The 12,029-nt window shown below is 73.8% G+C and carries 14 protein-coding genes; 9 read left to right on the top strand and 5 right to left on the bottom strand.

Going from position 1 to position 12,029, the window contains the following annotated elements; genetic code table 11:
- Positions 1-66: 66 nt before the first annotated feature.
- Both ACIQAK_RS19930 and ACIQAK_RS19925 read right to left on the bottom strand, forming a co-directional pair.
- Positions 67-222, bottom strand: a complete 156-nt coding sequence (locus tag ACIQAK_RS19930) for a hypothetical protein (protein ID WP_366390302.1) — start codon at positions 220-222, stop codon at positions 67-69.
- Between the two features lie 62 nt (positions 223-284).
- The gene (locus tag ACIQAK_RS19925) at positions 285-1,001 is read right to left on the bottom strand and encodes a DNA alkylation repair protein (RefSeq protein ID WP_366390303.1); all 717 of its coding nucleotides are present in this window, start codon (positions 999-1,001) and stop codon (positions 285-287) included.
- 49 nt (positions 1,002-1,050) lie between these two features.
- Here ACIQAK_RS19925 and ACIQAK_RS19920 point away from each other — a divergent pair, with 49 nt between their 5' ends.
- Positions 1,051-1,773, top strand: coding sequence for a TVP38/TMEM64 family protein (locus ACIQAK_RS19920; RefSeq protein WP_366390304.1), 723 nt, complete (start codon positions 1,051-1,053; stop codon positions 1,771-1,773).
- 190 nt (positions 1,774-1,963) lie between these two features.
- Positions 1,964-2,836 carry an undecaprenyl-diphosphate phosphatase gene (locus tag ACIQAK_RS19915; protein ID WP_366390305.1) on the top strand — a complete coding sequence of 291 codons (873 nt, stop codon included), beginning with the start codon at positions 1,964-1,966 and terminating at the stop codon, positions 2,834-2,836.
- Positions 2,837-3,024: 188 nt separating this feature from the next.
- Here ACIQAK_RS19915 and ACIQAK_RS19910 read toward each other — a convergent pair whose 3' ends face one another.
- Positions 3,025-3,321: a hypothetical protein gene (locus tag ACIQAK_RS19910; protein WP_401848532.1), complete on the bottom strand. Its 297-nt coding sequence runs from the start codon at positions 3,319-3,321 to the stop codon at positions 3,025-3,027.
- Between the two features lie 176 nt (positions 3,322-3,497).
- Here ACIQAK_RS19910 and ACIQAK_RS19905 point away from each other — a divergent pair, with 176 nt between their 5' ends.
- From ACIQAK_RS19905 to ACIQAK_RS19890, 4 genes are read left to right on the top strand one after another with little or no spacing between them, the layout of a single operon-like run.
- Positions 3,498-4,238, top strand: coding sequence for a methyltransferase domain-containing protein (locus ACIQAK_RS19905; RefSeq protein WP_366390306.1), 741 nt, complete (start codon positions 3,498-3,500; stop codon positions 4,236-4,238).
- Positions 4,235-5,332: a pyridoxal-phosphate dependent enzyme gene (locus ACIQAK_RS19900; RefSeq protein ID WP_366390307.1), complete on the top strand. Its 1,098-nt coding sequence runs from the start codon at positions 4,235-4,237 to the stop codon at positions 5,330-5,332. The genes ACIQAK_RS19905 and ACIQAK_RS19900 overlap by 4 nt, the downstream gene beginning before the upstream one ends.
- Entirely contained in the window at positions 5,329-6,552 is a 1,224-nt protein-coding gene (locus ACIQAK_RS19895) for an ATP-grasp domain-containing protein (protein ID WP_366390308.1), read from the top strand. Before ACIQAK_RS19900 ends, ACIQAK_RS19895 begins: the two co-directional genes overlap by 4 nt.
- Before the next feature lie 7 nt (positions 6,553-6,559).
- Complete coding sequence (locus tag ACIQAK_RS19890; protein WP_366390309.1) at positions 6,560-7,801, top strand: MFS transporter; 1,242 nt, start codon at positions 6,560-6,562, stop codon at positions 7,799-7,801.
- Here the strand turns inward: ACIQAK_RS19890 and ACIQAK_RS19885 are convergent.
- Positions 7,787-8,449, bottom strand: a complete 663-nt coding sequence (locus tag ACIQAK_RS19885; protein WP_401369394.1) for a sigma-70 family RNA polymerase sigma factor — start codon at positions 8,447-8,449, stop codon at positions 7,787-7,789. The genes ACIQAK_RS19890 and ACIQAK_RS19885 overlap by 15 nt on opposite strands.
- A gap of 177 nt (positions 8,450-8,626) precedes the next feature.
- Positions 8,627-9,310 (bottom strand): hypothetical protein, encoded by a 684-nt coding sequence (locus tag ACIQAK_RS19880; RefSeq protein WP_366390310.1) that lies wholly within the window; start codon positions 9,308-9,310, stop codon positions 8,627-8,629.
- A 241-nt stretch (positions 9,311-9,551) separates the two neighbouring features.
- Between ACIQAK_RS19880 and ACIQAK_RS19875 the strand changes: the two genes are divergently transcribed.
- The 3 genes from ACIQAK_RS19875 to ACIQAK_RS19865 all read left to right on the top strand — a co-directional run bounded on the left by ACIQAK_RS19875 (position 9,552) and on the right by ACIQAK_RS19865 (position 12,025).
- Positions 9,552-10,571 (top strand): ferric reductase-like transmembrane domain-containing protein, encoded by a 1,020-nt coding sequence (locus ACIQAK_RS19875; protein ID WP_366390311.1) that lies wholly within the window; start codon positions 9,552-9,554, stop codon positions 10,569-10,571.
- A 35-nt stretch (positions 10,572-10,606) separates the two neighbouring features.
- Positions 10,607-11,473: a universal stress protein gene (locus ACIQAK_RS19870; RefSeq protein WP_366390312.1), complete on the top strand. Its 867-nt coding sequence runs from the start codon at positions 10,607-10,609 to the stop codon at positions 11,471-11,473.
- 72 nt (positions 11,474-11,545) lie between these two features.
- Positions 11,546-12,025 carry a nuclear transport factor 2 family protein gene (locus ACIQAK_RS19865; protein ID WP_366390313.1) on the top strand — a complete coding sequence of 160 codons (480 nt, stop codon included), beginning with the start codon at positions 11,546-11,548 and terminating at the stop codon, positions 12,023-12,025.
- Positions 12,026-12,029: the final 4 nt, after the last annotated feature.

Raw genomic sequence — 12,029 nt, 5'->3', positions numbered from 1 at the left:
GAGGAGAAGACCCCAGGGCCCGGCCGACCCTCCCCTTGTGGGGTCCGCCGGACTGTCGGGGGAGGGTCAGCTTCGGGCGCCGCCGGTGGGCGCTGCGGCAGCGGTGAACGCTGCTGCGAGGACTGCGGCCGGGGCGACTGCCTCGGCGACCGCGTCGTTCACGGCAGCCTTCGACGCGTCCGCGACTGCGGACGGCGCTGCGAGGAAGGCGTACCGGAACATGTCCCTGATCATGGCCGCGCCCGGTCGCCGCGTCGAATGGTTTCCCGCGGCGTCCCCGCGCTTCAGAGGTTCTTGAGCGCCTCGCGCACCGAGAGCGGCGACAGGCTCCGCCGGGCACCCTCGACGAAGTCGCGTACGGCGGTGGGGTCGGTCTTCGCGTACTCCCGCAGCGCCCAACCGATCGCCTTGCGGATGAAGAAGTCCGGGTGGTCCGCGCGGCGCAGGCAGTAGCCGAAGAGCCGGTCGGCGTCGGTGGTCTCCTTGTAGCGCAGCTGGTGCAGCAGGACGGTACGCGCGACCCAGAGGTCGTCGTCGTCGATCCACCGGTCCATGGACCGGGCGAGCGCCGGATCGGCGGCGACCAGCGGCCCCGCGACATGTGCGGCGAGCGCGTCGACCGTGTCCCACCAGGGGGTGGTGGTGACGAGGTGGTGCAGGACGGGCAGGAATCCGGCGGAGCAGCAGGACACGTACCGGCGCAGGTAGTCGACGGCGAAGTACTGGTACTCGCGCTCGGGCAGCTGCCAGCAGCGCAGCGCGATCGCCGTGCAGTCCCGCTCGTCGGGCCGTCGGACGCCCGCCAGCACCGCCTTCGACAGGGCCCGGCGGCGCGGGGCGGGGATCCCGAGGAACGGGGCGACGTGCTTCATGTACGCGGCTGCGCCCTCGGCCCGTTCCGGATCGGCGGCCGGGGCGTACAGATCGGTCAGCCGCGCGAGAACGGTGTCGGCGAGCGGGCTGTCCGGCAGGGCGGGGGCAGGGGCTGCTGCGGGGTCCACGCGACGCACATTACGGCGATCACACACCGATTTCGGTTACTCTCCCCGAATGTTCGACCCCGTCAACACCTCCCGTCCCACCGGTGGTCCGGCCCTGCGGTGTTCGAAGGCGCTGCTCTCGCCGTGGTCCCGGTTCTCCCTCCTCGTCGCGGTCCTGCTGGCCGCCGCGACCACGATGCTGCTGTTCGAACCACAGCGGCTGTTGGCCTCGGGCTGGCCGGAGCAGCTGACGGGCAGCGGTGCGGCGATGCTGTTCGGGCTCGCGTACGGGGGGCTGACCGTGGCGTTCGTGCCGCGCCCCCTCCTCAACCTCGCCGCGGGGGCCCTGTTCGGTGCGCAGACCGGTCTGGCGGCGGCTCTCGCGGGCACGGTGCTCGGCGCGGGCGTCTCGTTCATGCTGGGCCGGGTGCTGGGCCAGGACGCGCTGCGGACCCTGCTGCGCGGGAAGCTGCTGACCGCCGCCGACGGGGTGCTGAGCCGGCACGGCTTCCGCTCGGTGCTGGCGCTCCGGCTCTTCCCCGGGGTCCCGTTCGCCGCCGCGAACTACTGCGCGGCGACCTCCCGCATGGGCTACCCGCCCTTCCTCCTGGCCACCGGGCTGGGCTCCATCCCGAACACGGCGGCGTACGTGATAGCCGGCAGCCAGGCCGCCTCGCCGACCTCGCCCCTGTTCCTGGCGGCGATGGGTTTCATCGTGGTGTCCGGTCTGGGGGGCGCGCTGGTGGCCTGGCGCAAGCGGCACCGGCTCGGCCGGGACACGCCGAAGGACTGAGGGGGATACGCCGGAGGACCGGGCGGACGGCGGCACCGGAACGACCGGTGCGGTCAGCCTGGCGTTCACTTTCAGGCGATACGCTGCCCGCGACCTCGATGTCGTTGACGTCGCTCCGCACTCCGCACGCAGTCGGCGGGCCCGTCGCCCGTGGCCGATGCACGATCACCTCCGGGATGGCCTAAGCCCCATGAGCTGGTTCGAATCATTCGTCCTGGGCCTCGTTCAGGGACTGACCGAGTTCCTGCCGATCTCCTCCAGCGCCCACCTGCGGCTGACCGCCGCGTTCGCCGGCTGGCACGACCCGGGGGCGGCCTTCACCGCCATCAGCCAGATCGGCACGGAGGCGGCGGTGCTGATCTACTTCCGCAAGGACATCGCGCGGATCGTCTCGGCCTGGTTCCGGTCGCTGACGGACAAGGAGATGCGCGGCGACCACGACGCCCAGATGGGGTGGCTGGTCATCGTGGGCTCGATCCCCATCGGGGTGCTCGGCATCACGCTCAAGGACCAGATCGAGGGCCCGTTCCGCGACCTGCGGCTGATCGCCACGACGCTCATCGTCATGGGCGTCGTCCTCGGCATCGCCGACCGGCTGGCCGCGCGCGACGAGGACGGCGGCAAGCACCGCGCGGTGCGGGAGCGCAAGACGCTCAAGGACCTCGGCATCCGGGACGGCCTGATCTACGGCTTCTGCCAGGCGATGGCGCTGATCCCTGGCGTATCCCGCTCGGGCGCGACCATCAGCGGCGGGCTGCTGATGGGCTACACCCGCGAGTCGGCCGCGCGCTACTCGTTCCTGCTGGCGATCCCCGCGGTGCTCGCCTCGGGCGCCTACGAACTCAAGGACGTGGGCGAGGGCCATGTGTCCTGGGGGCCGACCATCTTCGCGACGGTGGTGGCGTTCTTCGTCGGATACGCCGTGATCGCCTGGTTCATGAAGTTCATCACGACCAAGAGCTTCATGCCGTTCGTCATCTACCGGGTGGCCCTGGGCATCCTCCTCTTCATCCTGATCTCGGCCGGCGTGCTGAGCCCGCACGCGGGTGAGTCCGCGGGCTAGGGCCGGTCTGTGCCCCGCCCGGGAGCAGCCGGGCGGGGCGATCCAGCAGCGCAGCAGCCAGCAGCGCGGATAGATGTCACCACCGTAGAGCGGGGGTCTGACAACGCCGGTGCGGCGGTGTGCCCCGCCTGCTCGGTGCGCTGCGAGTCCCGTAGCCGCCCGGACCGCGTCCGCCGTCTGCTGGACCGTCAGCTCGGCGTTGTCGAGCCAGCTGCCCTCGTCGGCCAGTTCGGCGCGCATCGCCGTGTCCAGGAAGGACCAGTCCGTCGTGGTCCGCCTCCTCGTCCCGCTCCGTCGAGGGCCACCGGCCACCGGCCACCCGTGACGATGAGCTCCTGGAGGGCGTCCACCTCGATGTGGGCGGAGGCGGTGAACCGGGCGGCGAGCGCGGCGGCCACCGTGGACTTGCCGCTGCCCGGGATGCCGCTCAGCAGGACGGCTCCCGCCGCCGGCGCGGTGTCCACCGGCACCTCTTCCCACGTCATCGTCCGCACTCCGTCCCCGGGCCGTCCGGCCCGCCCCTGCCGGTGATCGTAGGACACCCCCACCGGTCGGCGGTGGCGGGAACTTCCCCGGCCGGGCGGCCGACTACTCCAGGACAGCTCAGCGACAGGTGCGGCAGCACGACGGCCCCACGAGGGCCGGGAGGAGGCCGAGAGGCATGCACTGGTACGAGGACGACGCGCTCTGGTCCGATTTCGCCTCGACGATGTTCCCGCCCGCCCGGGCCGAGTCCGCCGCCGCCCTCGTCGCCTCCTCCCCCCTGCTGGACTTCCCACCGGGCTCACGGGTACTGGACCTGGCGTGCGGACCGGGGCTGTTCGTGGTGCCGCTGGCGGCGCGCGGGTACGCGGTGACCGGCGTCGACCTCTCGCCCTCGATGCTTCAGCGGGCCCGGGCCGCCTGCGAGGCGGCGGGGTCCGACGTCCTGCTGGAGCGGGCCGACATGCTCACGTACACGGAACCCGGCGCCTTCGACGTGGTGCTGAACGTCTTCACCTCGTTCGGCTACTTCGACGACGCCGAGGACAACCTCCAGGTGCTGCGCAACGCGTACGCAAGCCTCGCGCCGGGCGGGCAGCTGCTGGTCGACGTGATGGGCAAGGAAGTCCTCGCGGGCTGGATCGGGCGGCCCAAGGCGGTGGACCTGCCGGACGGTTCGTACGTCGTCCAGCGCGACACCGTCCTGGACAGCTGGCGGCAGCTGCGTACCGACTGGACGCTGGTGCAAGGGAGTTCGGCCCGTACGGCTTCCATCCACTCCTGGCTCTACTCCGCCGCCGAGCTGCACTCCCTCTTCGAGGAGGCGGGCTTCACCGACGTGGAGTGCTTCGGCGGCTTCGACGGTTCGGGGTACGACCAGCACTCCGACCGGCTCATCGTCCGCGGGCGGCGCAAGTGAGGTCCGGGGCGCGGCCGTCCGCCGCCAGCGCGACTGTGCACGAGCACATCACCGACGCCGTGAAGAGCCCGGACCTGATCCGGCTGGACGGTGACGTGGTGCTCGCGCGCTTCGAGACGATGAAGGTGTACGCGGCGCTCGGCGCGGTCCGCTCGCTGCTGCGCCGGGGCCGGGTGGTGCCCGGCCAGACGCTGGTCGACAGCTCCAGCGGCATCTACGCGGTGGCGCTGGCCATGGCGTGCCACCGCTACGGGCTGCGCTGCCACATCGTGGCGTCCACCACCGTCGACGCCACGATGCTCGTCCAGCTGGAGATCCTGGGCGCGACCGTGGACCGGATGCCGCCTTCGCAGAGCCTGCGGCTGGACCAGGAGCTGCGCGTGCGCCATGTGCGCCGGCTCCTCGCGGAGCGGCCGGACTTCCACTGGATGCGGCAGTACCACGACGCCGTGCACCACGAGGGGTACCGGGAGTTCGCCGAGCTGCTCACCGCGTCGCTGCCCCAGGGTCCGCTGACCGTGGTAGGGGCGGTCGGCACGGGTGCCTCGACCGGCGGACTGGCCCGCGCGCTACGGGAGTCGGGGCGGGCGGTGCGGCTGGTGGGGGTCCAGCCGTTCGGCAGCGTCACCTTCGGCAGCGAGCAGTTCAGCGATCCGGAGGCGATCATCGCGGGCATCGGCAGCTCCATCCCGTTCGGGAACGTCCACCACGAGCTGTACGACACCGTGCACTGGCTGGACTTCCGCCATGCGATGGCCGGTGCGGTGGGACTGCTGCGCCGGCACGCGGTGTTCGCCGGCCTCTCCACCGGGGCGGCCCACCTGGCGGCCTCCTGGGAGGCCGAGCGCGATCCGGGCCGGCTCCATCTGGTGCTGGGCGCCGACACCGGACACCGTTACACCGAGCGGGTGTTCGCCCGTCACACCGAGGCGCTGGACCCGGCCGGACTGCGCCCCCGGCCGATCGCGTCGCTGGACGCGCTGCGACCGCCGTGGTCGGTGATGGAGTGGGGGCGGCGGGCCGCTCCCGAGGCCGCCCGGCTGCCCGGACAGGGCTTCCCCGCCCCCGTACCGACCGTGGAGCTGCTGCCATGACGATCGCCGCCCTGGAGTCCCTGTCCTTCGGCCTCGGCAGGATGGCCGAGGCCGCCGCGTCCACCGGGCACCGGCTGTGCCTGCTGACCGGTGACCGTGCGGTGTACCGGCACGAGCTGGCCACCCTGCCCGCCGACGCGCTGGACGTGGTGGACGTCGACACCGACGACCCGGAGGCGGTCCGTCGGGCGCTGGCCGCCGTCCCCGCCCTGGCCGGGCTGATCAACACGACGGACACCTGGAGCGTGCCGGCCGCCGATCTCGCCGCCGAGCTGGGGCTGCCGGGCCCGGACCCGGAGGCGGTCCGGCTGCTGCGGGACAAGCGCCGGGTCCGGGAGGCGCTGCACGCGCGGGGCCTGAGCCGGTCGGCCGCCGTGGCCGTGGTGCCCGGACCGGAGGGTGCGGACGCGGTTCTGCGGACGGTGGGGCTGCCCGCCGTGCTGAAGGACTCGGCGGGCACCTCCTCGCGCGACGTGTGGATCGCGCACGACGAGGAGGCGCTGCACCGGGCGCTGGCGGAGGCCGCCGGGCGGACGCTGAAGGGGGCGCTGTTCGCGGAGGGTTTCCTGGCCGGCCCGCTGTACAGCGCGGAGACCCTGAGCTGGGAGGGGACCACCCGGCTGCTCGGCGTACTGAGCCGCCAGACGTCCCGGGCGGCGGTGGTACGGGAGGAGGCCGCGGCCTTTCCGGTGGCGCTGCCGGACGGGGAGCGGGAGGGCATCGAGGCGTGGGTGGGCCGGGTGCTGGAGGTGGCCGGGCATCGGCGGGGGTTCGCCCACGTGGAGTTCATCCTGACCGCCGAGGGCCCGGAGCTGGTGGAGGTCAACCGGCGGATCGGCGGTGCGCTGGTCGGCGAGGTGCTCTGCCGGACGCTGGGCACCAATGTGTACACGGCGATGATGGACGAGGCGCTGGGCCGCCGCCCCCGGCTGCTGGACTCCCCGCTGGAGGGCCGGGGGCCCGCGTACGGCTTCGTCCTGGTCTACGCGGACCGGCCCGGGGTGCTGAAGGGCTGGCACGGCCTCGACGAACTCGCCGCCTTTCCCGGGTCCGTGGAGTGGTACCCCGTACGCGTCCCGGGCGAGAGCCTGGCGCAGGTGGGCGATCAGCGGGGGTGCACCGGCATGGTGCTGGCCCGGGCGGCGACGGCGGAACTGGCCCAGCACCGGGCGTGGAGCGCGGCGGTCCGGGTGCGCCCGGTGATCGCGGACACGGCGTGAGAGCCGGGTGAGCGCCGACCGGACGGCGGGGACCAGCACGCGCCGGACGACGGCGGTGCGGCGGCGTTTCACCGGTCCGCGGGCCTTTCTGCTGGCGGGCTCCTTCCTGATCACGCTCGGCAGTTTCGCCGTGCTGCCGTACATGTCGGTGCTGCTGCACCAGCGGCTCGGCCTCGGTCTCGGCACGGTCGGCGTCGTGCTGGCGGTGGCCTCGCTGATCCAGTTCGCCGGGGGCGTGGTCGCGGGTCCGGTCGCCGGGCGGATCGGGCTGCGGCGGTCGATGCTGCTGGCGCTGGCCCTGCGGACGGCCGGATTCGCCGCGTTCGTCCCGGGGTTGGCCAGTCCCGTCCTGGCGATCGGCGCGCTGCTGCTGGTGTCGGCGGGCGCGGCGCTCTATCTGCCCGCCAACAAGGCGTACCTGGTCGCCGGTTGCCCCGATGAGGACCGGCCGCGGCTGCTGTCGGCGAGCAGTTCGGCGTTCAACGCGGGGATGGCGCTCGGCCCTCCGGCGGCGGCCCCGCTCGTGCTGGGCTCCCCCGGGGCTCTCTTCACGGGCGTCGCCGGGCTGTTCGCACTCGTCGGGGTGGGGCACGCGTTCCTGCCGGGCGGCCAGGAGCGCCCGGAGCCGGTCGCGGCCGCGCCGGGCGGCACCGTACGCCGGCCGGGCCTCTCGCCGTTCCTGGTCACGGTGGTGAGCGTCTACGCGTTCATGTTCTTCCAGCACTACCTGGCGCTGTACGCGGTCCCCCGCACGTCGGCGGGGTTCTACGGGGTGGTGCTGACGGGGTACGCGGCCCTCCTCGTCGTCGCCCAGCCGCTGCTGGCGGAGAGGATCGCCGCCCTGAGCTATCCGGCGGCGCTGCGGTGGGGGTTCGGTGCCATGGCGGCGGGCATGGCGGCCATCGCCGGGGGCGGGCACGCGGGCATCGCGGTGGGCGGGGCGCTGCTCTGTCTGGGCGAGATCGTGCTCTTCCTGAAGAACGACCTGGAGGCGCTGGCCCGTAGCTCCGCTCCCCCGGCCACCGTGTTCGGCCGGCAGCGGCTCGCGGCGGGCATCGGCGCGTTCGCCAGCGGGGTGGTGGGCGGTCAGCTGTACGCGGCGGCGGAGTCGGCCGGTTCGGCGCGGGCGTTCTGGCTGGCGGTCTGCCTCCAGTGCCTGCTGCTGCCGGTGCTGCTGCTGAGCCGCCGCACCGCCCGGGGCCGGCCGGGGCCCCGGGCGGGCACGTCGCCCGGCCTAGGGGGCGGCTGAACCGGCGGCCACCGCCACCCCCTCCCCCGGCTCGGCACGCCACTGGCCCGCCAGCTCCCGGCGGGCGCGCGCCACGCGCGAACGCACCGTACCGACGGGGCATCCGGCGACGTCCGCCGCCTCGTCGTACGACAGCCCCAGCACCTGGGTCAGGACGAAGGCCTGGCGGCGTGCCGGGTCCAGGCGGCGCAGGGCGTCGAAGACCGCGACCGACTCGTCGAAGCCGGGGACGTGGCGCGGCTGGGCCCGTTCCGCCGCGCCCTGCCAGTCGGCGGTGTCGGCGGTCCGGGGGCGCACGGCGGCCGTGCGGTGGCGGTCGATGACGACGCGCCGCGCGATGGAGAGCAGCCAGGTGCGGGCGCAGGAGCGTCCGGCGAAGCGGGCCAGTCCGCTCATCGCCCGCAGGTAGGTCTCCTGCGCGAGGTCGTCGGCGCCCGGGACGTCGGCGCTGAGGTAGGCGACGAACCTCCGGACGTCCTCGTAGGTCGCCCGGACGAAGCGGTCGGCGGCCTCCCGGTCTCCGCCACCGGCGGCCAGGGCCCAGTCGGTGATCTGTACGTCGTTCTGCCGGGCGGCGTACCCCCGGGGCCGGGGCGCCGGGGCGGCCGGCGGCCGGGCAGGGGGAGTCGGGGTGGCAGTAAGGGTCACAGCAGTCCTTCGCGTCCTGGCGGAGCCGTGGTGCGTCAGCCGCCCGGCTCCGCGTGGCCGGCCGCGCGGACGCCCGGGGGGCGGTCCGGCGGTACCGGCATGCCTGTTACGGGTGTGGGCGCGAGCGCACACCCGTACCGCCACCGGGTCACACGGAACCGGGTGGGCGGTCGGAGGTCACAGGGAGGGGACGGGAGGCGGTGGACCGCGTCGGGAGATCGCGTGCAGGGCCAGGAGGTCCTGCGGACGGCGGCCCGGCCGGCGGCGGGCACGTGGCCGTACGGGCCCTCCGGCGTGGAGCGGGGCCGCCGTCCAGAGACGCCAGGCCGTCCGCAGCGGGGCCCGCACGAAGAGGGCCAGGCAGCGGCCCAGCCGGGCCAGAGCCACTTCGCCGCGCCACAGCCACCAGCCGCAGACCAGTCCGGCGGCCGCGTGGGCGGCGGCCATGCCGAGGGTGAACACCGAACCGTCGAAGGCGGCCGCCAGCTCCATCGGGAGCGAGGCGTCTCCGGCCGGACCCGCGTGGGAGGCGTGGGAGGCGTGGGGCATCGAACCGTGCGCGTGGTGCGCACTCCCCGTGCCACCTCCTCCGGAAGCCGCCGGGAAGCAGGCGCCGGCGGCGGTGAAGTAGGCGTGCAGCCCCAACTGGCCCAGGACATGGGCCGAGACGGTGGCCGGGGCGTCGCGTACGCGTCCGGCGAGCCACCAGCCCGCGCCGGCGACCGGTAGGAGAACGGCCGCCAGGGGCAGCAGCGGCAGGGGGCCGTCGGCCATCAGGGCATGGCCGAGCCCGGACACGGCGACGCACACGACCGCGAACAGCGCGGTGCGGGCGAGGCGGAGTGCGGTTCCGGCTCCCATGACGGCCATCGTGCCAGCCTCACCCACCCAGCCGGGAAGACCAGCAGACGCGGAAACAAAAGGAGTTCACCCCGTTTGCCCCAGACCCCACCCATGTGATTCACATCACATCGCATCCCGGGGGCCTCCGGGGGAACTTTCGCCCCTCCACCGCCGACTGCTCCAACGACGCGCCCGCACACGCCTCGTGGCCCGGGGCCGACGCATCCGATCCGCCAGCCGACGTCCCCGAAGAGGCCGCATGACGAACCCGCCCCCCGCACCCGAACCGGCAGCGGCCGCCGAAGTCCTCACCCAGTCCCCTGAGTCCGCATCGCCGGACGCCCAGCTCCCCGGCCCCCGGCAGCCCCGCCCGGCGCAGCGCATCACCCTCCGCGCCGATCTGCGTGCCTCCTGGCCCGACGGCCTGGTGGCGCTCCTGGTGACGGCGGCCGTCTTCGTCCTGCTCTACGTACGCATCCGCAACAAGACCTCCTCCACGGTCTCCGTGATGCCGTTCATGGCCGACGCGGGCGGCTTCTGGATGTACTTCCTCAGCCAGGCGTTCGGCTGGTCCGCGTTGCTCTGGGCGTGGGGGACGGTCGTCCTCGGACTCCTGCTGTCCGGCCCGCGCCCGGGGCGTCTGCCGCTCTCGGGCCCCCGCCTGGAGCGCCTGCACCGCACCACGAGCCTCAACACCATCGCGCTGATCACGGCCCACGCCCTGCTGTTCGGCGCCGAGCTGGTGCGGCACGACACGGCGGCCTGGAACTCCGCGCTGGCCACCGCCTTCGTCGAGACGTTCGTCCCTGGCGGCTACGACTCGGGGACCGGACAGATCGCCATCCCGGTCGGCCAGGCGGCGCTGTACCTGGCCATACCGCTCGGCCTGCTCTTCTACGTACGCCACCGCATCGGTCCGAAGACCTGGCGCGTCCTGCACCGCTTCGTGATCGTGGTCTACGTCCTGAGCGTGTGGCACACCCTGCTGTACGGGACGAACGTCTGGTACGACGGCTGGTTCCGCACCAGCGTCTGGCTGCTCCAACTGCCGGTCGCGGCGCTGCTGCTCGTGCGCCTGCTGCGCCCGGCGCGCCGCTCCGAGAGGCTGCCCGTCCTGCCCGGTGCCACCGTCTCGCGGACGGGCTGGGCGCTGCGTCTGGGCGGCCGGCTCGCGGTGGTGGGGGTCATGGTGGCGCTGGTCGTGGTGGTGGCCGGCGGGAGTGACGGCGGGCGGACCGCACCTCCCGACGACACCTCCTCCACCCACGACCACGACTGACCGGCGCCCGCGCCCGGCAACGTACGCTCGGGTCCATGACAACCGATGATCTTCCCGTGATCGCCGCCGTCGACGGCTCGACACACAGCCGGCAGGCGCTCGACTGGGCCGCGCAGGAGGCCGCACGGCGCCGGCTGCCGCTGCTGATCGTCCACGTCAGGCCGCTCACCCGGACCGTGGACGAGGCGACCCAGCTGCGCGAGGCGGACGAGCTTCTCGCCGAGGCCGTCCGGCGGAGCGAACTGATCGCTCCGGCCTCGCGCCCCTCGACGCTGGCCCCGCTGGACTTCCCGGCGGCGGCCCTGGTCTCGCTCGGCCGGGACGCGTCGATGGTCGTGGTCGGCTCGCGGGGGCTCGGCGGCTTCCGGTCGCTGATGATCGGCTCCAACAGCCTGGCCACCGCGTCGATGGCGAGCTGCCCGGTCGTCATCGTGCAGGACAGCGGCTCGGACGAGGACGACCGGCCGGCGGACACCGAGCCCTTCTCCGACATCGTGGCGGGGGTGGCCGCCGACGAGAGCAGCGAGGCGGTCCTGGGGTTCGCCTTCGCCACCGCCGCCACCCGGCCCGGCGCCCGGCTGCGGATCGTGCACGGCTGGACGATGTTCTCCTCGATGCTGGCGGGCGGACCGGTGTTCGACCGGGAGGCCGCGGCGGACTCGGCCCGGCGCGGTCTGGCGGAGCTGACCTCCGGATGGCAGGAGCGGTACCCGCGGGTGGAGGTCGTACGGGAGCCGGTCAACGGGTCCGCGTCACGCACCCTGGTGACGGCGTCCGCCACGGCTGCCCTGACGGTGATCGGCCGCCGCAAGGGCGGGGAGTCGCTCGGTCTCGGCCTCTCCCCGGTGGCGCAGACGACGGTCACGCACGCGCTGGGTCCGGTCGCCGTCGTCCCCTGCTGACCCGGTCACCCCGTCGGCTCCCGCCCTCGCAGGCCCCTTGGCGTGGCGGGCCGCTTGACCCAGACTTGACCGATGACACAGCGTGTGGCACTCGCAACCGTGATGGACCGGCTCGCCATCGACGACCTGATCACCGGGTACGCCATGACCGTGGACGACGGCGACTGGCCGGCGTACGAGGCCCTGTTCACCCCGGACGGCCGCGCGGACTACACCGGCGCGGGCGGGGTGGCGGGCCCGTCGGGTGAGATCGCGCGGTGGCTCACCGGGACGATGCGCCTCTTCGCGGTCCGCCAGCACCTGATCGTCAACCGGCGCATCGACCTCCAGGACCTGGGCGGCTACCCGGGCGACCGGGCAGAGGTGCGGGCCGACTACCTGAACCCGATGCGCCTGGCGCGGGAGGGCGGTCCCACCCCGGCCGGCGACACCGCCCCCGACTTCGTCTCCGGCGGGCGGTACACCTTCGAGCTGCACCGTACGGACCCGGGCTGGCGCATCCGTACGGTCACCGTCCACGAGAAGTGGCGCCGCGCCCCCGGGCCGGCCTGAACCC

The organism is Streptomyces sp. NPDC088706 (genome assembly GCF_044752765.1).
In the GTDB taxonomy this organism is placed as follows: domain Bacteria; phylum Actinomycetota; class Actinomycetes; order Streptomycetales; family Streptomycetaceae; genus Streptomyces.
Note: the sequence above shows the minus strand (reverse complement) of the source record. Positions and strands in the feature narration are given on the sequence as shown.